This is a genomic window from Nocardioides luteus (assembly GCF_000960475.2).
GTDB lineage: Bacteria > Actinomycetota > Actinomycetes > Propionibacteriales > Nocardioidaceae > Nocardioides > Nocardioides luteus_A.
On the sequence record NZ_JZDQ02000007.1, the window covers coordinates 128,857 to 150,830 of the forward strand.

The following is a 21,974-nucleotide window of genomic DNA, read 5'->3' on the forward strand; positions in this document are numbered from 1 at the left end:
GCGACGGCTGAGTCGATTGCCGCCGCGCTTCGCCTCATGGCCGCGCAATCCGCAGCTCGGGCTTGCTCGGACGGTTGCTAAGCGTCAAGATCGATGGCTGCAACGCGATCGAAGAAATCGTTGAGACCGACGGTCTCAGACACGTCCGCATCGAGGTCATCCTCGACTGTTGCAGTCGAGGCATCGAAGTCGAGGACAACGTTCGAGACGTTGAAGGTCAGTTCTTCGACGCCGGATGTTCTGCGCTCTCGAACCGCCAAGATGGCGGCACGCTCATGGGGTCCCATCAGGGCGCGGAGAAATTCGTCTAGGTAACTCATCAAGGTCCTATCGGGAAGGCCGTCTGGATTCGTCCGTCGCGTACGTATATCTGCAGGTGGCTGACGGGGTTGCCGCTGGGATCGGTCCCGATGACCCGGCCGGTGTCGTAGACGATGGCGTGTCCGTTGGTTCCGTTTGGCGAGACTTCTCCGTTACGCAATGCGTCGTCAACCAGGTGGCGAATGTCGCTGACACTGGTGTTTTCGGCGTAGTGGCTAACGTTGCCGAACCCCGAGTTGTAGGCGTGGCGATAGTTGATGTGCTCTATGGCCGTCATTTCGCCGCCGTGCTTGTAGTTGGTCGTCCCGCCCCATGTGGCGTCGACCTTGGGTCCGTTGGGGAGCGCCTTCGGGGCTTCGCCGCCGTCAGGGGCACATGGCGAGAGTCCGAGTGGGTCGGCCAATCGGGTCGGGTTGGACACGTATGCACCTGGGTTGGGCGCGGGCGCCAAGCCGAGCGGGTCCTGCGATACGTAACGGCCGGCGTCCGGGTCGTAGTACCTGTGGAGGTTGTATGACAGCCCCGTCTCAGAGTCTGCATATTGGCCGGGAAAGCGGAGCGGCGTGAGCGTCTCGGCAGGGTTGCCTGGCGCGCCCCAGAGGGTGCGGCGAGCGTGCCAGGCGAGGTCGCCATCGGGGGTGACGAGCTCGGTGGGGGTGCCGACGAGATCGGTGATGATGGAGTAGAAGCGGGCGTCGACTTCGTCGTCGGCCAGGTCGAGCTGGGCGATGGGACGGAGGCCGTCGTGGGTCCACGACCGTGAGCCGACCGAGGTGGTCTCTTCGACGAGGGTGGTTCCGTCCCAGGCGAAGAGGATCTCCTCGGCGACGTCGCCGCTGTCGGTGAGGCGGCGCTTGGCGACGCGTCGGCCGAGGATGTCGTAGAGGTAGCGCCAGCGGGTGCCGTCGGGGGTGCGTACGCCGGTGAGGCGGTCGTCGGCGTCCCATTCGTAGGCCCAGGTCTCGGGCTTGTGGGAGAGGCGGGTGGTGGTGCGGCCGACGAGGCGGCCCTGGGCGTCGTAGCGGTAGCGGTTGCGGCCGGAGCGGGTGAGCAGGGTTCCGGCGTACTCGCGACGTTCGCCATCGGCGTTGCCGGTCATCGATCGGGTGATGTTGCCCATCGGATCGTAGGTGTAGGCCTCGGACCAGTCGGGGCCGGTGACCGATGTGATCCGGTTGGCGAGGTCGAGCTCGAAGCGGCGGGCGCCGGTGAGCCGGTCGTCGATGCCGATGAGGTCGCCGCCCGCGGCGTAGGTGTAGCCGCGCTGCTGCAACACGCGCGGGCCGTCCCCGACGGTCGGCGCGGTTCCGGCTCCGCTGAGGCGGTCGACGAGGGCGTTGCCGGCGGCGGCCGAGGGAGCGATGGTGACCGTCTGAGCGGTGAGCTGGCCGAGAGCGTCCCAGGTCTGGTCCAGAGTGGCGCTGCCGACGCTGCGGCGGGTCTCGCGGCCGAGGACGTCCCGGTCGATGCCGATGTGATGGCCGTCGACCGTGATCGCGGTCGGTCGAGCTGACGTTCCGTAGGCCCAGGTGGTCTCGACGCCTGCCGGCGTGGTTCGGGTGATGCGGCGGCCGAGCCCGTCGAAGCCGGACGTGACGGTGCGGCCGTTGAGGGTCTCGGCAGTGATCCGGCCGAGCCGATCGCGTTGGAGGACGAGCTCGACCTCGGGTCCGGTCGCGCGCAGGAGCCGTCCGAGCGGGTCGTAGGTCATGACGGTGGCGGCTGGCCCGACCCGTTGGGTGGTGATGTTGCCGAGCTGGTCGCGCTCGTAGGCAACGACCTCGTCGGCGCCGTTGATGCGGCGGGTGAGCTGGCCGGCGCGGTCGTAGTCGTAGCGCAGGGTTCGGCCGTTGTAGTCGGTCTCGGCGACCAGCCGGCCGGCCGGGTCGTAGTCGTAGGTCCAGGTGCCGCCCTGAGGGTTGGTCACCTGCCGCAGACGCAGCTCGGGGTCGTACGCGTAGCGGGTGGTGGTGCCGTCGGGTGCGGTGACCGCTGACGGGAGGTCGAAGTGGGTGAACTCCGTGCGCGTGATGCGACCTGCCGCGTCGACGTGTTCGACGGGGTTGCCCTCGCCGTCGTACGTCCATGTCTCGGTGGTCCCGTCGGGCAGCGTGCGGGAGGCGAGCTGGCTGTCCGGGTTCCAGGTGAGGGTGACGGTTGCTCCGAGCGCATCGGTGATGGTCGTGACCCGGCCGAAGCCGTCGCGCTCGAGGCGGGTCGTGTTGCCGTCGGCCTCGGCGATGACGAGCGGGAGGCCGGCCGGATCGGTCTCGATGATGCGTACGTTGCCGAGCGCATCGCTCACCGCGGCCAGGTGCCCGCGCTGGTCGAAGGTGAAGGTGGTGGTCGCACCGAGCGGGTCGGTGGCAGCGGTGCGGTTGCCGTTCTCGTCGTATTCGAAGACCCACTCGGTTCCGTCGGGCAGTACCGTCCGGGTCGGCTGCGGCCGGCCGCCGGAGGAGGCGTAGGCCACCGTCTGCTGCAGCCCGTCGGGCCGGGTGACGGCGACCAATGTGCCGTCGGCGTCGTAGGAGAACGACGTCGTCCGGCCCAGGGGATCGGTGCGGGACAGCAACCGGTTGCGCTCGTCCCAGACCGAGCGGGTCTCACCACCCAGGGGATCGGTGACCGAGATGACCTGGGAGCGTTCGTTGATGAGGAAGCGCGTCGAGTGCCCGGCCGAGTCGGTGACGACGGTCTCGCGCAACGAGGGGCTGATGACGGTGTAGGCGAAGGTGTTGGCCATGACACCGGCGGTTCCGGCCTGGTCGACACAGCGTCCGGCTTCGTCGTAGCGGTAGCTGTAGACGGTGTCGTTGCGGTCGGCCCACTCGACCAGCCGCCCGATTTCGTCGTAGCCGAACCTGAGCGGGTGACCGGACGCGTTGATGACACCGACCAGGTGCCCGGCATCGGTGTCGCCGAGCCCGTATACGTACTCGGCGACCTTGACGGGCTCGGTGCCGTCGTCGCGGACCACGGTGAGCGCGGTGATGCGCGAGCCCTGAGTGTCGATGAGGACGCGGTAGCCGCCGGTGTGGCGGATCTCGACCGGTGCGCCGTAGGGATCGCGCGCGATCATGTAGCGGTGGCCCGTCGGGTCGGTCAGGGCCGCCAGCATCGACCGGCCTTCGACCGGGGCCAGGTAGTGACGGTGCTGCCCTGTGGTCAGATCGGTGAGCGTGTAACCGCCGACCTCGGTGACGCTCAACCGGGTCCCGCCGCCCGCGACAGGTTCGGTGGGCTCCTCCGGCGTGGGTCGAGGGAAGACCTGCGCGGTCGCGTCGGCCCGGACCACGACGACGTGCTCGCCGTCGTCGTCGAGGTCGATGCGCTCGTCGAAGGTGGAGGCCCAGGTGCGGCCGAACCAGAGCCCGTAGGTCCAGTCCGAGGAGTGCTTCCGCGTCACCACGAGAGGGTGCACACCCGGGAGATGAAGGTCCGTCTGCTCCAGGAACACCGCGCCGGTGGCGACGTCGACCGGGTCACCACACACGTTCTTGCACTCGTCCGGAACACCTCGCCGAGCGGCATCGGCGGCGTCGTCGCCGATGCGGGCGGCGTCATCGGCGAACCGGCTCGCGTCATCGCCCAACCGCGCGAGGTCGTCGAGGGCGCCGGCACCCTTCGCCGCGGCGCCACCACCGGCAGTGAGCGCGGTGATGATCGCATCTGGTGCCAGCCGTCCCAGGGCTTCGGCGGGGTCGGTGGTCCAGCCGCTGCCCACCAGGGCCGAGGCGAGCTCGCCGGGGTGGGCCGTGGCATAGACGAGCCCGGCAGCGGTGTTGGACAGCGTCTCGGTGTACTCCACCGGGTGGAGCAGGTTGTAGGGATCGGTCGGGTTGATCGACCGTGCGAACCGGGCCATCCCAGCCAGGCCCTTGAGGGCGCCGCCGGTGAGGTGCATCTGCTGCGTCTGACCCCATGCGGCCAGGTCGGTGGCGTTTGCGCTCATCCGCCCCACGAAGTCGGGGGACTCCGGCGCGGTCGCGGTCGCCGAGCTGATCGTGGAGGCGGCCTGGTCGCCGGCCTCGTTCCGCTGTCGCCGTGCCTCGTTGAGCGTCTCCTGCGCGGCCTCGAACAAGGCCGGACCCGGATCGACGAACTCTCCCGGCGCGGTCGGCTTGACGCCCGGGTCGCCACCCGAGGCGGCCGTCGAGTTGTAGCGGTCGACGGCCGAGTTGTAGTCGGAGACCTTCGCGTTGTGGGCATCCAACGCCGCCTTCTGCTTGGTCTCGGCCTCCTTCCACTGCCGGATGGCCTCCGCCGCCTGGTCCTGCGCCCACGTCACCGTCGAGGAGAACGACTTCAGCGCACCCGAGGCCTTCTCGCACGCGGCCTGCGCGCGGGCCCAGTCGGCGGGCGTCTTCGACCATCGCGAGTCGTACGCGTCGCCGGCCTGGCCCTGCCAGTTGCCGACCTCGATGCTCGACATGCCCGCCGAGACGTCGCCGAACGCCTTGGCCAGGTCGGTGAGGTGGGACACGGCCTCGTCGATCTTGCCGGCATCGCCGTGGACGAGCTGCTTGGGGTCCTCGGTCTCACCCAGCTGCATCTCGCCGACATCGGCCCCGAGCTGGTCGGCCAGCTGATCTCCGTGCTCACGGACCCAGTCCGCTGCCGACTCGGCGCCGATCGCGTCCAGACCGTCCTCGGCGACGTGGGAGAGCTGCTCGACACCCTCGCCGAGAAGCTCGGCGCCATCATCGATCGCGCCTTCGACCGCCTCACCGACATCGTTGGCGCGGTCTCGCAGCCAGCCTCCGATCCCCATCAGCGCGCGCCGCCGTCGACGTCGCCGCCGGACTGTTCGTCACCGGACTCCTCGGCTGGCTGGTCGACTGGTTCGGTGCCCTCGGCCGGTCCGGTCACGCCGTCCCAGGCCGACTCCACCTCTTCCTGGGCATAGCCCAGCGGGTCGGTGAGCTTCTCTTGCTGGGTCTCGACCCAGTCGTTGCCGACCGTGCTCCAGGTCTCGCCCATGCGCTCGTTCGCCGCGACCTGGGACTCGACGGAGTAGTCCGGCTTCCAGTCGTCGAAGTTTTCGCCCCACGACTGCGAGGTGATCTCGGCCTCCGACAGGTGCGGGTTGCCGGCGACCGAGGTCGCGATGATCTTTCCTGCATCCGCGACGTACTGGTCCTGCTCGTGGAAGAGGCCCGCGGCCATACCCAGCGCCTGCGCCATCTGGTTCGCGTCCTGCACCAGAGCCCGTACGCCCCAACCCCACCGCTCACAGAACCCGCCGAACGCATCGGCGAGCCCGGAGTGCCCGGCTTCCATCCCCGACAGCGCCATCGACCCGAACCCGCGACCGTGGCTGCCGGAGCCGAGCATGCCCATGTCGTTGAGCTCCCCGATGGTCGCGTTGATCCCGGACTCGGCGCGCTTGAGCGCCTCCGGGTCGACGTTGAGATTCTCGCCACCCATCAGAGCGCCTCGTCCACGCCGTCGGCGACAGCGGGGACCAGCATCGGTGAGCTGCTGCCGATGTCGATGGCGAGACCGACAGGCATTCCCGCCGCAGACGCCAGCTCCGGCAGGGCCACCTCCAGAAGTCGGTCCGCGCGCACCGTCATGAAGTCGACATCGACGGACTCGTCAGCGCCTCGCACCGCGGCGTACCTCGCCAGGTCTCGAACGCTGGTGAAGGCATACACCCACCGCACACCGTCCTGGTCGCCGGTGAGCAGGGCGGTCTCGCTCCACCGCAGCACGTAGAGCACGCTCTCGCGCAGTGAACGATCGAAGCTTGCGGCATCGCCCACCCCGCCGCGTACGAGCTGGATCTCGGTCCGGAGCGGTGCATTGCGCCGGTCGATCTTGCGGTTCGCCGCGTCTGCGGGGTCGCTGACCGCGGGCTCCTGCTCCAGCAGATCGAACGTCATCGTGGGCTCCCTCCCGGATCGGGGCATACGACGGGTGAAGGACAACTACACAGGGGTTCTACCCCGAAACCAGATTTCCAAACCACCCAAACGGTGAAATCTCGACGGCGTACACCTGACGGAGCTCTCGGCCTACCAGCCCGTCGAGGCGGGATTCGTGCTCAGCACCCGCTGCGCCACGGCCGTGGTCGCCTCGACACCGAGGAAGCCGACGACGCGGGTGACCCGGTCGATGTCGAGGGGGAGGAGGCCGGGGGTGCCGGGGATGTCGGGAGTGAGGCGGAGGTCGAGGTCGTCGCGGCAGGTCATCATCCGCAGGTTGAAGTCGTAGCGCTCCCGCGCGCCGGGGGCGGAGAGGGCGCGGACGACGCGTGAGCCGATACGGCGTACGCCGGTGTCGGCAGCCCACGCGTCGAGGATCTCGGTCACCTTCCGGCCGTCGTTGTCGGAGATGTCGGACCAGATGCCGTCCATCGGGCCGACCTGGTCGAGGAGCGCGGCGGCGGTCTTCTCGCCGATGCCGCTGACGCCGGGCAGGTTGTCGCTGGCGTCGCCGCGGAGGGCGGCGAACTCCAGGTAGCGGGCTGCCGGGACGCCGTACATGGAGTACAGCCGGGCGGGGGTCAGCAGGGGAGAGCCGTTGATCCCGCCGTTGATCAGCCGCAGGACCCGGGTGTGCTCGCTGATCAGGGCGAACGCGTCGCGGTCGGAGGTGATCACGACGCAGTCCCAGCCGTTGCGGCCGGCCCAGGCCGCGCCGGAGGCGTTGACATCGTCGGCCTCGAGGCCCGGGGGAGTGTGGGTCGCGAGCCCGAGGGCGTCGAGCATCGCGCCGGCCCGGCCGAGCTGCTCGACCAGCATCGGGTCCTTCTCGGCGCGCCCGGCCTTGTAGGCGGGATAGGCGTCGCGGCGTACGGATGCAGTGCGGTCGTCGAGACCGAAGAGCACCGCGTCCGGAGCGAACGCGTCGATCGAGTCGAGGATCTGCCGCAGCATGCCGTGCAGCGCCCAGGCGGGCCGGCCGGCACGGTCGACCATGCGGGTGTGGGCCCGGGCGTGATGGTTGCGATGCAGCAGCGACGGTGCGTCGACGACGAGCAGGAGGCGGCGGGGGCTCGGCGAGCTGTTCATCGACATCGCGCCTATCGTAGGTGGCGGTGACGTTGTGGCGGGCTCGGGACACCGCGTGCCGCGAGCCCACCACAGATGACGCCGGGTCAGGCGACGTGCGGGACCTCGACGTCGACACCGAACGTCTTCGCCAGGTCGGAGAGGATGTAGTAGGCGCCCTGGAGGCTGACCGCGGTCATCCAGGTGGTGTCGGAGACCTCGGTGACCTTGGGGGCGATCGGCTTCCAGAGCGGGTTGCGCTCGAAGGCGGCCTTGGTCTTGACCGCGATGCCCTCCTCGTCCTCGTAGGTGGTGACGAAGACCTTGTCCGCGTCGGCGTCGGCGATCTTCTCCTCGGAGATGTCGAGGGCGAAGTCGTTGGTCTCCTGCGACGTCGGGCGGGCCAGGCCGGCGTCGGCGAGCACGACACCCGAGTAGGTGCCCTTGGTGTAGAGGCGGGTCGGGCCGTCGAGGAAGCGGGTCACCGAGATGGTCGGGTTGCCGGCCTTCTCGTTGATGGCGTCGCCGACCTCCTTCGCGGTCTTCTCGTACGCCGCGATCTCCTCCTGAGCCTTCTGCTCCTGCCCGACGGCCTTGCCGAGCATGAGCAGGTTCTCCTTGAACAGGTGCGCGGAGGTCTCGGGCATGATCGTCGGGGCGATCTTGGAGAGCTGGTCGTAGAGCGCCTCGTGACGGACCTTGATGCTGACGATCAGGTCGGGCTTCAGGGCGGCGATCTTCTCCAGGCTCGGAGTGGTCTGATCGCCGACGGAGACGACCTCGGCGGCGTGCTCACGGTCGTCGCCGAGGTAGTCGGGCAGGTCGGTCGAGTAGCCGCGGTAGGTGGTGATGCCGACCAGGTCCTTGTCGAGGAGGAGAGTCGCGTCGGCCAGGCTCGAGTCGAGCGCGACGATGCGCTGGGGCTCGCCCTTGATGGTCGTGCTTCCCATGGCGTGCTCGATGGTGACGCTGTGCTCCTTGGCGGCGTCCGCGTCCGTCTCGCCGGCGCCACAGGCGCTCAGTCCCAGGGCCAGGGCCGCGGCCAGGGCGGTGATGATAGCGCGAATCAACGGTTCTCCTCTGTCCAGATGCGGCCCAGGTGACCGCGCGGGTGCGTTAAGGGTAGGCTAACCTTCTTCATCGAGAACGCCCGCTGTTCAGATGAGATGGATCACGTCATGCTTCACGCGCCCCGGAGCGGCCGCGCCGTCACGGCTTGGGGCAGCATCGCCGCCCTGGTGCTGTTGCTGCCGGTGGTCGCTGTCGCCTCCCTCGCGCTCGGGGCGAACGCGCTCAGCCCGGGCGAGCTGGCGCATGCGGTTCTCCATCCCGACGGTGCCGAGGGCGACGTGATCGTGCGCTCGCTCAGGTTCCCGCGCACTGTGCTCGGACTGATCGTCGGCGCGGCGCTCGGCGCCGCGGGCGTACTGATGCAGGGACACACCCGCAACGCGCTCGCCGAGCCGGGACTGCTCGGGGTGAGCGCCGGCGCCGCGTTCGCCGTCGTCCTCGGCCTGCGGCTCGAGCTGGTCCAGGGACTGCCCGGCATGATCGGCGCCGCTGCGATCGGCGCGGCGAGCGCCGCCGTGGTCGTCCACACGCTCGCTCGGCGCAGCATCCGGCAGGGCGGAGCAGCGCTGGTCGTTGCCGGCGCCGCGATGACGGCCTTCCTGGGCGCGCTCACCTCAGCGGTGGTCCTCCTCGACGCCAAGACGCTCGACTCCTACCGGTTCTGGGCGGTGGGGTCGCTGGCCGAGCGCGGCCAGGAGACGCCGGTCACGGTCCTCCCGTTCGTCGTCGCCGGGCTTCTGCTGGCGGCGGTGAACGCCCGCTCCCTCGACCTGCTCGCGTTGGGCGACGAGGTCGCCTCGGCGATGGGCCTGCGGATCAGACGCGCGCGGCTGGTCGGTCTGCTGGCGGTCACCCTGCTCACCGCGGCATCGGTCGCAGCGTGCGGTCCGATCGCTTTCATCGGCCTCCTCGCCGGGACCCTCGCCAGGCTGATGGTCGGAGCCAGCTGGAGCAGGGGCGTACTCGCCGGCGCGCTCGTCGGCGCCGTCCTGACCGTGACGTCGGATGTCGTCGGGCGCCTCGTCGCGGGTCCGGGTGAGCTCCAGGTCGGGGTGGTCTCCGGCATCCTCGGTGCGCCTCTGCTGATCGCCGTGATCCGCCGGCGGGAGCTGATCCTGTGAGCCTGGGCGTACTCCTGCCCGCGGAGCGGGCGCAGGCGAGCATCCGGTCCTCGGCGACCCCGGCGCGACTCACCGTGCTGGCCGCAGCAGTGCTGCTGCTCGCCGGAGTGGCGACGTCGCTGGCGGTCGGGGAGAGCAGTCTCACCCTCGGCCAGGTCCTCAGCACACTGGTCGGGCAGGGCGACCCCTTCAGCCGGCTCGTGGTGGTCGACTTCCGCGGCCCCAGGGTGGGTGCCGCCGTCCTCGTGGGTTGCAGCCTCGCCCTCGCCGGAGCCGTCCTCCAGTCCGTCGCCCGCAACCCGCTGGCCAGCCCGGACCTTCTGGGCCTCAACGCCGGCGCGTCGGTCGCCGCGGTCGCGGTGGTCATCCTTGCCGGCGGGAACGGGGGAGTGTCCGGCCTGGCCGCGTCGGTCGGCCTGCCGGTCGCCGCGCTCGTCGGGAGCCTCACCTCGGGTCTCGTGCTCTACCTGCTCGCCATCCGTGGACGTCAGCTCGACCCCGTACGGATGGTGGTCGTCGGTGTCGGCCTGGCCGCTGCGGGCACGGCGCTGGTGAGCTGGCTGCTCACCCTGGGCGACGTGATGGTCGTCGGCCCGGCGCTCGCCTGGCTCTCCGGGTCGCTGCACGCTGCCACCTGGCCTGGCCAGGCCGGCCTGCTCGTGGTCCTGGCCGCAGCGACCGGTCCGCTGGTCCTCCTCGCCCGACGCCTCGACCTCCTCGTGCTGGGCGACGACACGGCGGGAGGGCTCGGGCTGGACGTGCACCGGACCCGCATCCTCTTCCTGCTGCTCGCCACGGCCCTCACCGGAGCGGCGACGGCGGTCGCGGGTGCCGTCGTCTTCCTCGCGCTGTGCGCACCCCAGCTGGCCAGGGGGCTCTCGCGTGCGTCACGACCCCCGCTGCTCGCCAGCGCCCTGACGGGTGGAGCCTTGCTGGTCTGGGCCGACCTGGCCGCCCGGATGCTGCTCTCGTGGACGGGTTTCGGGCCGACCGAGCTCCCGGTCGGAGTGTTCACGGCCGTGCTGGGCGCGCCGTACCTGCTGTTCGTCGTGGCGCGGCAGCGCGCCGGAAGCGAAGGGATCCCTTCATGAAGGTCACCGACCTGAGCCTCGGATACGGCGAGCGCCGCATCATCCACCACGTCGACCTCGACATCCCGGCCGGCGCCCTCACCGTGATCGTCGGGCCCAACGGGTCCGGCAAGTCGACGCTGCTTCGCGGGATGGCTCGGCTGCTGCGGCCGGCCACTGGTGCCGTACACCTGAACGGGACCGACATCGCCGACCTCGGCCACGGTGCGCTGGCTCGCCAGCTCGCGCTCCTGCCGCAGGCCCCGGCCACGCCGGCGGGCCTCTCGGTGGGCGACCTCGTCGCTCGCGGCCGGTTCCCGCACCGCTCCTGGTATCAGCGCTGGAGCGAGCGTGACGAGGAGGTGGTACGCCGCGCCCTGAGCCAGGTCGACCTGATCGACCGTGCGGACGAGCCGGTGACCGAGCTCTCCGGCGGCCAGCGGCAGCGCGCCTGGATCGCGATGGTCCTCGCTCAGGACACCGAACATCTCCTGCTCGACGAGCCGACGACCTTTCTCGACCTCGCCCACGCTGTCGACGTGATGACACTGGCCCGCTCGGTCGCCCACGACTCCGGGCGTACGGTCATCTGCGTCCTCCACGACCTGACCCTCGCGGCGCGCTTCGCCGACCATCTCGTGGTCGTCTCCCAGGGCCGCATCGCCGCGGCCGGTGCTCCGAAGGACGTCCTCACCCCGGAGGAGCTCGACGACGTCTTCGGGCTCTCGGCCCACGTCATCGATGTCGACGGCGCACCGGCGGTCGTGCCGGTGCGCCGCGCCTGAGCTTGTGCAGGCCCCGGCTCAGGCCGACTGATCCCGTCCCAGCCGCCAGCCACCGACCGGCAGCTCGAGCGCCGACTCCGGCCCCCAGGAGCCCTGTGGGTAGCTCTCCACGGCGGGCAGATGCTCGAGGACCGGCTGGCAGATCTCCCACAGCCGCTCCACCTCGCGCGCACTGGTGAACAGGGTGCGGTCGCCGTTCATGACGTCGAGCAGGAGCCGCTCGTACGCCTCCAGCGGTCCGGCGTCCGGTGCGTCGCAGGCGAGGTCGAGGCGAAACACCCCCTCGGTCAGCGCCATGCCGGGGCCGGGGCGCTTGGCGCGTACCTCGATCTCGATGTGGGCGTCGTCGCTGAGCTCGATCACCAGCTCGTTGGGCTGGGCCGAGCCAGGATCGGCCGGCTGCAGCCAGCGGTGGCGCGGGTCGATGAATCGGATCGTGATCGTCCGCCGCCCGGCCGCGAGGGCCTTGCCGGTGCGCAGGTAGAACGGCACCCCGCGCCAGCGGTCGTTGTCGATCCACGCCTCGATGGCGACGTACGTCTCCACCTCGGAGTCGGCGGCGACGTCGGGCTCCTCGCGATAGCCGTCGTACTGCCCGAAGACCACGCGCTCCGGATCCAGCGGCCTCACGGCGGCGAAGGCGGCGGCCTTCGCCGCGCGGATCGCGCCCTCGCGGAAGGCGTGCGGGTCCTCCATCGCCACGAACCCGAGCAGCTGGCACAGGTGGGTGGTGACCATGTCGCGCAGGCACCCGGTGCCCTCGTAGAAGTTGCCGCGCCCCTTGACGGTGAGCTTCTCCGGTACGTCGATCTGCACCGACTCGATGCTGTGCCGGTTCCACGCGGGCTCGAAGAGACCGTTGGCGAAGCGTAGCGCCAGCAGGTTCTGCACGGCCTCCTTCCCGATGAAGTGGTCGATCCGGAAGATCTGCGGCTCGTCGAACGCCTCGCTGAGCACGGCGTCGAGCTCGCGCGCCGAGGCGAGGTCGGTGCCGAACGGCTTCTCCGCGACCAGCCGGCTTCGCAGGTCGAGCCCCTCACGCGCGAGCATCCCGACCATCGGCTCCACCGCCTGCGGCGGCACGGAAAGATAGAGAAGGCGCTGTACGTCGCCCACCGTCTGCCCGCTGTCGAGCGCGAGCCGGTCCTCGGCCTCGTGCACCGCCTCGGCCAGCTCGGTACCGTCCTCCGCGGACGAGGCCACGAACCGGATCCGCTCCAGCAGCGGCCCGGCGACCGACTCGTCGACGTCGCCGACGAACTCCTTCAGCGCCTGGCGGACCTGGTCGCGGAACTCGTCATCGGTCCCCGGCGAGCGCCGCCCGCTGCCGATCACCGCGAGCTGGTCGGGCAGCCGCTTCGCGAGGGCGAGCCGGTAGAGCCCGGGGAACAGTTTCCGCGCGGCCAGGTCTCCTGTCGCGCCGAAGAGGACGAGTACGTGCGGGGCTGGTTTGTTGGGCACGTGCCCAGTCTCCGCCACTCGCGGTAATCGGTGCCAGGGACTCGCGCTACCAGGCTGAGTTCAGCTGCGAATCACCTGCGCCGGGCCGGCTGACCAGGCTGTCGCGAGATGGCGGAGGACACTGTCCTCGCTGTTCGCGCCGATGACGCCGGTAGCGGCCGCGAGGACCTCCGGGGCGGCATTGGCGACGGCGTACGCCTCATCGGCTGCCCCGAACATGGGCAGGTCGTTGAGGTTGTCGCCGTAGGCGATGACCCGGTCAACGCTCAGGTAGTCACGGAGCCAGGCGACGGCGTGGGCCTTCGTGGCGCGGGCGGCGCTGAGCTCGAGGTAGGTGTCCTGCGGGTGGTGCGTGTCGATCTGTGCGATGAGCGAAAGCCTGCCCTCGGTGGCCGCGGCTATGTCTTCGGTCAAAGCGGTGATAGCCGCTGCCTCGCCGATGATCGTGGCGTAGAAGACGCCGTCGCGGGGCAGGTGCGCCCAGTCGGTGGCGGTTCGGAAGCGCCGATCGCCGACCCTGTCCGCGAAGAAGCGGCGCATCCCCTCGGACTCCTCGCCCTCCATCCACGTCGCCCTCTCGTCGGTCGGGCTGCCGTTGTAGACGATCGGCGGAATCCGGTGCTCGCGACAGAGCTGGACGACGGTGTCCAGGTCGTCGTCCGCGATGCGCTCCTCGTTGAGGATCGCACCGGTCTGCGGGTCGAGCTGGAATGCGCCGCCAGAGACGGTGACAGGGACCCGCAGGTCGAGCCCATCGGTGACTCTCGAGGCGGTGACGTACGAGCGGGCGGTTGCGTACGTGAACAGCAGGCCGTCGGCGACGAGGTCGTTGATGCCGTCGCGGGTTGCTGCCGAGAGCAGGGCGCCGGGGCCGAGGAGCGTGCCGTCGAGGTCGCTGAGGATCAGGGTGCTCAAAGGGTCCCGTTCTCGTCGGTGATGAAGGTCGTGTCGATCAAGGTGCTGTGTTGGGAACTGCCACCACATCTTCAGGGGTCGCCGCCGCGAGCGCGATCCGTTTCTCGGCCACGCCGCACGCGCAGGTAGGACCCGGCGGCATGTGCTGGGCGTAGGTGATCTTCACGGCCGTCGGAATGGGTTCGGGACACGACCTAGCCGCTTGGATCAACAGCCCACAACTGGCCCGTCCTATGGCCGGGTACGACGCATGCGCCGCTGACGCTCGATCCAGTCGGCGATCTCGTTGACATCGCCGTGAAGGTTCGCCGGGAGCGCCAGCGATGCTGTGCCCTGCATCGCCCGATTCGCACGCATCAGTACGCGCACGAACGGACCACATCCAGCCAGCCACTCGTGTTCGAACTCATCGGTGATGTAGAGGATGACGAATCTCGTGCCCTGGATGCTGTTGGCTCCAGTCCCCTCGATCTGGTCCCACGAAACCAGATCCGGCCACGAAATCAGCGCGCCGTGCCGAGCACCGACAGAAGGTCTGACCCCACGGGCATCAACGACCACAACGCTCGTTCGCATTGCCTGCAGAGCGAGCGCAGGAACGCAGACCACACCAAAGAACACGACAGCTGTCCAGCCCCACACCTGAGCCTCAGCATCCGAGTCGAAGAGGACGATGGCCAGGCCGATTCCCGTGAAGGCCAGACATCCCAGCGCCATCAGCCACAGCCGCTTCTTGGTGGTGGCGAACTCGACCCGCCCATTCGCCTCCAGGTCCTGATCCCACAACTTCGAGTCGGTCGCATCGCTCTTCGCCACCGCGGAAGTATGCACGGGATCGCGAATCAGTTCGACTTCGTCGGAGCACACACACCGCTGGAACGCACCTGCTGGCGCTGGTTGCCTCGGGCTGGCATAGCTGCCCAGAACTGACACATTCGGCCACTATTGGCCGTCTTTGCATAGTCACCTGGTTGGCACACGTTGCAGCTGGTCCTTCTTTCCCTTGACCTGATGGAACTTCTTCATCAACTTGTGCGCTTCGTCTTGACTCAGGTTCGGGTAACCCTCGACCGCGTCCATGAAGGCCCCTTTCAACGGGCCGTACGAAGTGGTGAGTTCCCGAGCCCGTCCAGCCATCTCTGAGTAGTTGCGCACATTGGGAAATACGGCACAGATGGATGCGACAAGTGCCGGGAGCGCCAATACGAGGCTCAGCCAGGCTGGACTGTCACTTTGCGCGACAGGATAGATCGAAGCGCCGGTAACTGCTGCCAGGACTCCTGCCGTAATCGCGAATCGGTCCGCCTTACCCTGCTCGCGACTCGCGTACCGAGGCAACTCGTCGGTCCAGTGCGTGACGCTGCGCAAGCACTCCTCGAGGTTCTGAAGCGTGATGGCAATGTTCAGGTCATCGACGTCAATCGCGTCGACACTGACGTGCTCGTATCCGGTGGAAGCCTTTGTCTTCATATCGTCCTCCGTCTCGATCGATTTGGCTCTTACCTCAGAGCACCTCATCTCGGTCGGAAAGGCAGGAGTCGGAGGTCCTCCATAGTCCGGTCAAGATGCCCATGGCAGTGGTCCTGATTGCGGGCTGATTCCAGCGAGGGGTTGAAGTGCGATCTTCACAGAACTCATAGTCAGCGTGACCAGTGGGTTCAGCGGGTCGCGCCCTCAGTGGCGCGGCCATTCCTGGGATGAGTCATGTCGCCGCAACTGGGTGACGGAGGAGCCGATTGGTGAGGGCCGTACCTCAATCCAAGTACCGCCGGATGCGGACTGACTCGCCGAGCCTGCCCCGGACGATGGTGGATCGATGGATGCATCGCAGCAGACGGCAGACGAGGTGGCGGAGCGGCTCTTCGGCTCGCTCCTCGGCACGGTCGAGGTGGTCTCGATCTTCATCGGAGACCGGCTCGGGTGGTATCGGTCGCTGGCGGATGAGGGGCCGGCTAGTGCAGTGGAGCTGGCGGGGCGTACGGGGACACAGGTGCGGTACGCCCGGGAGTGGCTCGAGCAGCAGGCGGTGAGCGGGCTGTTGGTGGTCGCGGAGGACGGCGATCCCGATGAGCGGCGGTTCGCCATTCCGGCCAGCACGGCGGAGGTGATGACGGACTCGACGAGCCTGGCTTATCTGGCGCCCATTGCACGGATGTTCGCGGCGGTCGGGCCGGCGCTGCCTCAGCTGCTCGACGCGTACCGAAACGGTGGTGGGGTGAGCTGGGACGAGCTGGGCGATGATGCTCGGCAGTCGCAGGCGGATGCCAATCGGCCGTGGTACGAGAAGCAGCTGGGGCCGGCGCTGGCAGGCGTGCCGGAAGTCCATGACGCACTCTCCACGAAAGGGTGTCGGATTCTCGACGTGGGCTGCGGCGGGGGATGGTCGAGCATCGCGTTGGCTCGTGCTTATCCCGAAGCCACCGTGCTCGGCATCGACATCGATCAGCCTTCGGTCGACATGGCGGTGGCGAACGCCCGTGAGGCAGGAGTCGAGGACCGGGTGCGGTTCCAGTGCCAGGACGCGGCGACCCTCGAGGAGGGGACGGTCGACGTGGCGTTCGCCTTCGAGTGCGTGCACGACATGCCGCGTCCGGTCGAGGTGCTCAGTGCGACCCGGAGGACGCTCGTGCCCGGGGGATCGCTGGTGGTGATGGACGAGGCGGTGGCGGAGAGCTTCGCTCCGGACGGCGACGAGCTGGAGCGGATCATGTACGGCTTCAGCCTGCTGGTGTGCCTGCCGGACGGGCTCTCGTCGCCGCCGAGCGTCGGGACCGGGACGGTGATGCGGCCGTCGACGCTGCAGAGCTACGGCGAGGCGGCGGGGTTCAGCGGGTTCGAGGTCCTGCCGATCGAGGGGTTCGGGTTCTGGCGGTTCTACCGGCTCTCCTGAGCCCGCCGCGCGGTTACCTCATCTCGATGATTCCCGCAGGTCAGGGCGATCTTACGCTGGCGGGAAAGGTCAGTTGCCGGGGCGGAGGCCCCTCTCTCTCGCGTACTGGACGCACCGCTTCCGACAGCTCGTTGGAAGGGGACTGCCATGGCGTGGCGAATGAAGGCGAAGTACTACGAGGCGTGCAACTGCGAGTTCGGTTGCCCCTGCAACATGAGCGGCTTCCCGACGTACGGGAAGTGCGAAGGGGTGGTGGCGTTCTCCGTCACCGAGGGCGAGAAGGACGGGGTCGACCTGGCCGGGGTGAAGGTGGTCGGCGGCGCCAAGTGGCCGGGTGCGATCCACGAGGGCAACGGCGCGCTCGTGATCTTCGTCGACGGCAACGAGGAGCAGCGGCAGGCGATGGTGCCGATCCTGACCGCCGAGGACCCGGGTCTTCCGTGGGAGATCCTCGCCTCGACGTTCACCGACATCCACGGTCCGTTCTTCGAGCCGATCGAGATCACCGAGACCGACGGCGGCCCGCGCGTACGAGTGGGGGAGAAGGTCGACGTCGCCTGGCAGGCGTTCACCAACCCGGTGACCGGCGAGCGGCACGAGCCGCACATGGTGCTCAAGGACGGCTTCATCTTCCAGGACGGGCTCATCGGCACCACCTCGGCCTTCCGAGTCGACGCTGACGGGGTGTCGATGGAGCACCCGAACAAGAACTCCTACCTGGCCGAGGTGGAGTGGTCCAGCGAGAACCGGCTCGCCCCCGCCGAGGGCGCGGGGCGGTTCTGAGCGAGCCGAGGGGCGAGCATGACTGATACGCCTCGATCGGCCTATCAGGCGCTGGAGGTACGAGCGACGCTCGTGACGGTCGGCGTCCTGCTGACGCTGGCCGCCGTCGCCTGGTGGTCGATCGTGGGCCAGGCCGCCGACATGGCAGACATGGCGTCGGGCCTGGGCGCGATCGGCACGGCGATGATGCCGTTCGACATGGGCGCCGCGACCTTCATGGCGATGTGGGCGACGATGATGGTCGCGATGATGTTCCCGACCGTGGCGCCCATCGTCCTGCTGCACCGGATGGTGTCACGGCGCCGCGGCGACGGCGTCCTGCCGACCGTCGCCTTCGGGGCCGGCTACCTCCTCGTGTGGACGGTCGCCGGGCTGGTGCCGCTCGCCGTGCTCGTCGCGTTCCGGGACGTCGCCCACGGCACCGGTTGGGTCGCGCCGCTCAGCGGTGCCGTGCTGATCGTCTGCGGCGCCTACCAGTTCACCCGCTGGAAGCTGGCGTGCCAGCGCGCCTGCCGCAGCCCGATGGCGTTCCTCATGACCCACGACTTCGGCCGTGGCCTGGCCGGCGCACTACGCACCGGCACGACCCACGGTGCCTACTGCCTGGGCTGTTGCTGGGCCCTGATGGCCGTGCTGTTCGTCGTCGGGCTGATGAACCTGGTCTGGATGGCAGCCATCGCGGTCGTGTTCCTCGCCGAGAAGAACTGGCGGCACGGCGCCGTGCTGGCCAGGATCGTCGGGACTCTCGTGATCGGCCTCGGTCTGGGCGTCCTGCTCCAGCCCGCCCTGCTCGCCTCGATCAGCATCTGACCCACCCCGCGAGGTGTCGTCGGCCCGCGGCGTGGGTCAGCTGCTCCCATCGATCGAGGCCGCCTGATGGAACCCTTCCCAGAGTCGGCCGCCGGTCAGGGCGAGGCACTCCTCGGCGATCTCCCGGAGCGGCACGGTGTCGCCGGTGAGGGCTGCGGACAGACCGGCGTCGAGGCGGGGCGCCCAGGTGGTGCCGGCGTCAGAGTCGAGGGAGACCAGCTCGCGCATCAGCCACTTGCCGCCGCCGCGCCAGCAGCCGTTGACGTCGAGGACCAGCTCGGCAGTACGCCGCCACGTCTCGACCGCGATCGCGGTGCCTTCCGGACCCCGCTCGGCGGCCTGCAGGTCGTCGACGAGGTCGCTCAGCGCATATCGAGCGCCTACGAGCGCCTCGGCAGGGAGGGGAGCGGGGCCGGCCCGAAGCACCTCGTCGCAGTAATGACGTACGGCCGCTCCGCCGTCACCGGACAGCAGAGCTACGCCTCGGGCGACGAGCCGCGCCATCGTGGGTTTGCGCTCGACCTGATTCCGGGTGACGAAGTGGCGGATGCTCGCCTCGGTGTGCACGAAGAGCTCCACCGGCCAGCCCTGATGCCGCAGCGACTCGCGGTGGGCCGTCGCGGTCGCATCGAGCACGGTGATGTCGAGATCGGACATCGGGGTCGCGCCGCCCAGGACCACCGAGCCGCCGAGCCAGGCTTGCTGTGCGCCGGGAAATCGCTCGCGGACCAGGTCCGTAGCGGCAGCCACCGGTTCCGGCCGGTGCGGCACAGACGTGCTCACGAGATCCTGCTCAGGCGCGGTGCGGGTCCTGGCCCGCTTCCTTCACGATCCGGTCCCCGACCTCGAGCTCCTTCCACAGGGCGCGGCCGACGCGGACCTTCTGGGTCTCGCCGGACCCGGTCCGGATCTTCACGCGCCGGTAGAGGTTCGAGCCGTCGAGCATCCCTCGTGACTTCTTGACGACCGTTCCATCCCACGATTCGTCCTTGCTCACGCCTGTTCTCCTCTGCTTCGTCGCGCGCCGGTAGGAGTTCGAGTACATCAGCCGGGAGCGACGGCGATGCGTCGCCGCGCCGCTCCCGCGGCAGCATTCCTTTACCGATGTGACACCGGACACAGGCGAGAACCGTTGAACTAGAGCATTCGCTCTATTTAGAGTCGCCACATGTCCCGGCAGCGGCTCCACACGCTCGACGACCTCCTCGACGTCGCCGAGCAGATCGTCACCAGCGGCGATCCCTCCGGGCTGACACTGCGGTCGCTGGCCGCCGCGGCGGGGGCGTCGAACGGGACGATCTACCACGCGTTCGGCTCGAAGGACGTCCTGCTCGCCCGGCTGTGGCTGCGCTCCTGGTGCCGTCTCGGTGACCTGATGACGGAGGCGATGGGGGAGCGGGCCGGCACCTCCGGTGAGGACGCCGTGGTCGCGGTGGCGCTGACCCCCGTCGAGTTCGTACGCCGCTTCCCGGCCAGCGCTCGGCTCTTCTTCGCCCAGCGCCGCGACCAGCTCTTCTCCGCCGACCTTCCGCCCGAGATCGAGACCGAGCTGAGCTCCGTGCAGGAGAAGTTCGTCGAGGTGCTGATCGCGCTGGCGCGCGGGGTGTGGGGCCGCGGCGACCGGATCGCGGTCGAGGCGATCGCGGTCTGCGTCGTCGACCTGCCCGGCGGGATCCTGCGCCGCTGCCTCCTCGAGGACCGCGAGGCCGACGAGGCGACCGCCTCCCGGCTCGAGGCCGCAGTCCGCGCCATCCTCGCCGTCCCGCTCCAGCCACGCCCGTCCAAGGCATCACCCACCGAAACGTCCACACCGAGGAGCAACCCGTGACCCGCGACCAGTCGATCCTGGCCCAGCCGCTGGAGCTGCCGAACGGGTTCGTGATCCCGAACCGGCTCGCCAAGGCTGCTCTCAGCGAGGGCCTCGGGCGTCGCGACTTCACCCCGGGAAGCCGGATCAAGAACCTCTACCGGCGCTGGGCGAGCAGCGGTGTCGGGCTCTCGATCACCGGCAACGTCATGGTCGACCGCACCGCGATCGGCGAGCCGGGCAACGTCGTGGTCGAGGACGAGCGCAGCGCCGACGACCTGGCGGAGTGGGCGCAGATCGCCAAAGCAGGCGGCTCGAAGGTGTGGGTCCAGATCAACCACCCGGGCCGGCAGACGCCGCGTACGCTCACCGCCCATCCGGTGGCACCCTCCGCCGTCGCCGTGCCCGGCACGGGCGGGCTCTTCGCGGAGCCCCGCGCGCTCACCGAAGCCGAGATCGAGGACCTGATCCGCCGCTTCGCCACCACCGCGAGGATCGTGACCGGAGCAGGCTTCGACGGCGTACAGATCCATGGCGCGCACGGCTACCTGATCAGCCAGTTCCTCTCGCCGCTGTCCAACCAGCGCACCGACGCCTGGGGCGGAACACCCGAGAAGCGGCGCCGCTTCGTGCTCGAGGTGCTCCGCGCGATCCGCGCAGAGGTCGGACAACAGACACCGGTCGCGATCAAGCTCAACTCCGCCGACTTCCAGAAGGGCGGCTTCGGCGAGGAGGAGTCACTCGAGGTCGTCCACGCGCTCGCCGAGGAAGGCCTGGACCTGCTCGAGATCTCCGGCGGCACCTACACCTCGGCCGCCATGCTGGGCGTGGACCCGTCGCTGAAGGCGAGCACCCGGCGCCGTGAGGCCTACTTCCTGGCGTACGCCGAACGCGTCCGTGCCGAGCTCCCGACGCTGCCACTGATGCTCACCGGCGGGTTCCGTACGGCCGGCGGCATGGTCGACGCGGTCGAGTCCGGCGCCGTCGACCTGGTCGGCCTGGGGCGGCCGCTCACCGTGCAGCCCGACTTCCCGGCCCAGCTCCTGGCCGGCCGCGCCGACGAGAGCGTCGTCAACCCGCGCCGCAGCGGGATCCGGATGCTCGACAGCCTCACCGAGCTGACCTACTACAGCGTCCAGATGTGGCGGATGGCCAAGGGCAAGGAGCCGGCACCCGACCGGCACGCCGCCCTCAACGTGACCCAGTACCTCCTCAACAACGGCCTCGAGAGCCTGCGCTCCCCGCGCGGCTGACCCCCGGAAGGAACGACCATGACGACGACCCTGACCCAGACGGAGGGCGTGTACGTCCTCGACATCGGCGACACCGAGAACCGGTTCAGCCCCGACTGGATGACGGCGGTGAACGACGCGCTCGACAAGGTCGTGGCCGCGCCCGCGCCGCTGGTCCTGACCGCCACCGGCAAGTTCTACTCCAACGGCCTCGACCTCGACTGGCTCGGCCAGAACGCCGACCAGTTCGAGCCGTACGTCGCCCGGGTCCAGGCGCTGCTCGCCCGCCTCCTGGTCCTCCCGGTGCCGACGGCGACCGCGATCAACGGGCACGCCTTCGGCGCCGGCGCGATGCTCGCGATGACCCTCGACTGGCGGGTCATGCGCGAGGACCGCGGCTTCTTCTGCTTCCCCGAGGTCGACATCCAGATCCCGTTCACCCCCGGCATGGCCGCCCTGATCCAGGCCAAGCTCACCCCGCGGGCGGCGACCGACTCGATGACCACCGGCCGCCGCTTCCCCGGCCCCGACGCGCTCACCGCCGGCATCGTCGACGGCACCGCACCCGACGCCGAGCTCCTCGAGCAGACCATCGCCCGGGTCGCCCCGCTCGCCGGCAAGCCCGCCGACACCCTCGGGAAGATCAAGTCGACGATGTACGCCACCGCGGTCGCCGCGCTCCTGGGTACCGACGCCTGAGGTCGTGGCAG

The 21,974-nt window shown here is 69.4% G+C and carries 21 protein-coding genes; 9 read left to right on the forward strand and 12 right to left on the reverse strand.

Translation table 11 applies throughout. The annotated features are described in order from the left end of the window. Window positions 1–77 precede the first annotated feature (77 nt). From UG56_RS06610 to UG56_RS06635, 6 genes are all read right to left on the reverse strand, one after another. Window positions 78–320 carry a hypothetical protein gene (locus UG56_RS06610; RefSeq protein WP_045547749.1) on the reverse strand — a complete coding sequence of 81 codons (243 nt, stop codon included), beginning with the start codon at window positions 318–320 and terminating at the stop codon, window positions 78–80. Then, the gene (locus UG56_RS06615) at window positions 320–5,095 is read right to left on the reverse strand and encodes a putative T7SS-secreted protein (protein WP_052693305.1); all 4,776 of its coding nucleotides are present in this window, start codon (window positions 5,093–5,095) and stop codon (window positions 320–322) included. Before UG56_RS06615 ends, UG56_RS06610 begins: the two co-directional genes overlap by 1 nt. Continuing rightward, entirely contained in the window at window positions 5,095–5,751 is a 657-nt protein-coding gene (locus tag UG56_RS06620) for a hypothetical protein (RefSeq protein WP_045547750.1), read from the reverse strand. The genes UG56_RS06615 and UG56_RS06620 overlap by 1 nt, the downstream gene beginning before the upstream one ends. Beyond that, on the reverse strand, window positions 5,751–6,209 hold the full coding sequence (locus UG56_RS06625; RefSeq protein ID WP_052693307.1) for a hypothetical protein: 459 nt from the start codon (window positions 6,207–6,209) through the stop codon (window positions 5,751–5,753). Before UG56_RS06625 ends, UG56_RS06620 begins: the two co-directional genes overlap by 1 nt. A 132-nt stretch (window positions 6,210–6,341) precedes the next feature. Continuing rightward, window positions 6,342–7,346, reverse strand: a complete 1,005-nt coding sequence (locus UG56_RS06630; RefSeq protein ID WP_256206470.1) for a 5'-3' exonuclease — start codon at window positions 7,344–7,346, stop codon at window positions 6,342–6,344. A gap of 80 nt (window positions 7,347–7,426) precedes the next feature. Continuing rightward, entirely contained in the window at window positions 7,427–8,389 is a 963-nt protein-coding gene (locus UG56_RS06635) for an ABC transporter substrate-binding protein (RefSeq protein ID WP_045547751.1), read from the reverse strand. A gap of 108 nt (window positions 8,390–8,497) precedes the next feature. On the opposite strand from UG56_RS06635, the gene UG56_RS06640 reads away from it, so the two are divergent. Genes UG56_RS06640 through UG56_RS06650 form a run of 3 tightly spaced genes read left to right on the forward strand, consistent with a single transcriptional unit; the run spans window position 8,498 to window position 11,366 of the window. Continuing rightward, a complete protein-coding gene (locus UG56_RS06640; protein WP_045547752.1) occupies window positions 8,498–9,511 on the forward strand; it encodes a FecCD family ABC transporter permease in 1,014 nt (337 codons plus the stop codon). Continuing rightward, window positions 9,508–10,602, forward strand: coding sequence for a FecCD family ABC transporter permease (locus UG56_RS06645; protein ID WP_052693309.1), 1,095 nt, complete (start codon window positions 9,508–9,510; stop codon window positions 10,600–10,602). The genes UG56_RS06640 and UG56_RS06645 overlap by 4 nt, the downstream gene beginning before the upstream one ends. Next, complete coding sequence (locus tag UG56_RS06650; protein WP_045547753.1) at window positions 10,599–11,366, forward strand: ABC transporter ATP-binding protein; 768 nt, start codon at window positions 10,599–10,601, stop codon at window positions 11,364–11,366. The genes UG56_RS06645 and UG56_RS06650 overlap by 4 nt, the downstream gene beginning before the upstream one ends. 18 nt (window positions 11,367–11,384) lie before the next feature. Here the strand turns inward: UG56_RS06650 and zwf are convergent, their stop codons facing one another. The 4 genes from zwf to UG56_RS06670 all read right to left on the reverse strand — a co-directional run bounded on the left by zwf (window position 11,385) and on the right by UG56_RS06670 (window position 15,212). Continuing rightward, complete coding sequence (gene zwf, locus UG56_RS06655) at window positions 11,385–12,827, reverse strand: glucose-6-phosphate dehydrogenase (protein ID WP_045547754.1); 1,443 nt, start codon at window positions 12,825–12,827, stop codon at window positions 11,385–11,387. A gap of 60 nt (window positions 12,828–12,887) precedes the next feature. Further along, window positions 12,888–13,742 carry an HAD-IIB family hydrolase gene (locus UG56_RS06660; RefSeq protein ID WP_045547755.1) on the reverse strand — a complete coding sequence of 285 codons (855 nt, stop codon included), beginning with the start codon at window positions 13,740–13,742 and terminating at the stop codon, window positions 12,888–12,890. Window positions 13,743–13,973: 231 nt separating this feature from the next. Next, window positions 13,974–14,558 (reverse strand): STM3941 family protein, encoded by a 585-nt coding sequence (locus UG56_RS06665; RefSeq protein ID WP_045547756.1) that lies wholly within the window; start codon window positions 14,556–14,558, stop codon window positions 13,974–13,976. A 147-nt stretch (window positions 14,559–14,705) separates the two neighbouring features. Next, window positions 14,706–15,212: a hypothetical protein gene (locus tag UG56_RS06670; protein WP_143054932.1), complete on the reverse strand. Its 507-nt coding sequence runs from the start codon at window positions 15,210–15,212 to the stop codon at window positions 14,706–14,708. A gap of 346 nt (window positions 15,213–15,558) precedes the next feature. Between UG56_RS06670 and UG56_RS06675 the strand changes: the two genes are divergently transcribed. The 3 genes from UG56_RS06675 (at window position 15,559) to UG56_RS06685 (ending at window position 18,225) form a co-directional block, all read left to right on the forward strand. Further along, the gene (locus tag UG56_RS06675) at window positions 15,559–16,632 is read left to right on the forward strand and encodes a class I SAM-dependent methyltransferase (RefSeq protein ID WP_045547758.1); all 1,074 of its coding nucleotides are present in this window, start codon (window positions 15,559–15,561) and stop codon (window positions 16,630–16,632) included. A 147-nt stretch (window positions 16,633–16,779) separates the two neighbouring features. Further along, window positions 16,780–17,415 (forward strand): DUF1326 domain-containing protein, encoded by a 636-nt coding sequence (locus UG56_RS06680; protein ID WP_045547759.1) that lies wholly within the window; start codon window positions 16,780–16,782, stop codon window positions 17,413–17,415. A gap of 18 nt (window positions 17,416–17,433) precedes the next feature. After that, window positions 17,434–18,225 carry a DUF2182 domain-containing protein gene (locus UG56_RS06685; protein ID WP_045547760.1) on the forward strand — a complete coding sequence of 264 codons (792 nt, stop codon included), beginning with the start codon at window positions 17,434–17,436 and terminating at the stop codon, window positions 18,223–18,225. Between the two features lie 36 nt (window positions 18,226–18,261). Here the strand turns inward: UG56_RS06685 and UG56_RS06690 are convergent, their stop codons facing one another. Further along, entirely contained in the window at window positions 18,262–19,008 is a 747-nt protein-coding gene (locus UG56_RS06690; protein WP_143054933.1) for a nucleotidyltransferase domain-containing protein, read from the reverse strand. Between the two features lie 10 nt (window positions 19,009–19,018). Continuing rightward, the gene (locus UG56_RS06695; RefSeq protein WP_045547762.1) at window positions 19,019–19,222 is read right to left on the reverse strand and encodes a DUF7489 domain-containing protein; all 204 of its coding nucleotides are present in this window, start codon (window positions 19,220–19,222) and stop codon (window positions 19,019–19,021) included. A 171-nt stretch (window positions 19,223–19,393) separates the two neighbouring features. Here UG56_RS06695 and UG56_RS06700 point away from each other — a divergent pair, with 171 nt between their 5' ends. Genes UG56_RS06700 through UG56_RS06710 form a run of 3 tightly spaced genes read left to right on the forward strand, consistent with a single transcriptional unit; the run spans window position 19,394 to window position 21,963 of the window. Further along, window positions 19,394–20,053 carry a TetR/AcrR family transcriptional regulator gene (locus tag UG56_RS06700; protein WP_045547763.1) on the forward strand — a complete coding sequence of 220 codons (660 nt, stop codon included), beginning with the start codon at window positions 19,394–19,396 and terminating at the stop codon, window positions 20,051–20,053. Further along, a complete protein-coding gene (locus tag UG56_RS06705; RefSeq protein ID WP_045547764.1) occupies window positions 20,050–21,285 on the forward strand; it encodes an NADH:flavin oxidoreductase/NADH oxidase family protein in 1,236 nt (411 codons plus the stop codon). Before UG56_RS06700 ends, UG56_RS06705 begins: the two co-directional genes overlap by 4 nt. Window positions 21,286–21,303: 18 nt before the next feature. Then, entirely contained in the window at window positions 21,304–21,963 is a 660-nt protein-coding gene (locus UG56_RS06710) for an enoyl-CoA hydratase-related protein (protein ID WP_045547765.1), read from the forward strand. Window positions 21,964–21,974 lie beyond the last annotated feature (11 nt).

Excerpts from the sequence above, each read along its gene's own strand:
- UG56_RS06625 (WP_052693307.1), bottom strand. The coding sequence starts at position 6,209 with ATGACGTTCGATCTGCTGGAGCAGGAGCCCGCGGTCAGCGACCCCGCA.
- UG56_RS06620 (WP_045547750.1), bottom strand. The coding sequence starts at position 5,751 with ATGGGTGGCGAGAATCTCAACGTCGACCCGGAGGCGCTCAAGCGCGCC.
- UG56_RS06680 (WP_045547759.1), top strand. The coding sequence starts at position 16,780 with ATGGCGTGGCGAATGAAGGCGAAGTACTACGAGGCGTGCAACTGCGAG.
- UG56_RS06675 (WP_045547758.1), top strand. The coding sequence starts at position 15,559 with ATGGATGCATCGCAGCAGACGGCAGACGAGGTGGCGGAGCGGCTCTTC.
- UG56_RS06650 (WP_045547753.1), top strand. The coding sequence starts at position 10,599 with ATGAAGGTCACCGACCTGAGCCTCGGATACGGCGAGCGCCGCATCATC.
- UG56_RS06710 (WP_045547765.1), top strand. The coding sequence starts at position 21,304 with ATGACGACGACCCTGACCCAGACGGAGGGCGTGTACGTCCTCGACATC.
- UG56_RS06640 (WP_045547752.1), top strand. The coding sequence starts at position 8,498 with ATGCTTCACGCGCCCCGGAGCGGCCGCGCCGTCACGGCTTGGGGCAGC.
- UG56_RS06700 (WP_045547763.1), top strand. The coding sequence starts at position 19,394 with ATGTCCCGGCAGCGGCTCCACACGCTCGACGACCTCCTCGACGTCGCC.
- UG56_RS06685 (WP_045547760.1), top strand. The coding sequence starts at position 17,434 with ATGACTGATACGCCTCGATCGGCCTATCAGGCGCTGGAGGTACGAGCG.
- UG56_RS06630 (WP_256206470.1), bottom strand. The coding sequence starts at position 7,346 with ATGTCGATGAACAGCTCGCCGAGCCCCCGCCGCCTCCTGCTCGTCGTC.
- UG56_RS06610 (WP_045547749.1), bottom strand. The coding sequence starts at position 320 with ATGAGTTACCTAGACGAATTTCTCCGCGCCCTGATGGGACCCCATGAG.
- UG56_RS06615 (WP_052693305.1), bottom strand. The coding sequence starts at position 5,095 with ATGGGGATCGGAGGCTGGCTGCGAGACCGCGCCAACGATGTCGGTGAG.
- UG56_RS06670 (WP_143054932.1), bottom strand. The coding sequence starts at position 15,212 with ATGAAGACAAAGGCTTCCACCGGATACGAGCACGTCAGTGTCGACGCG.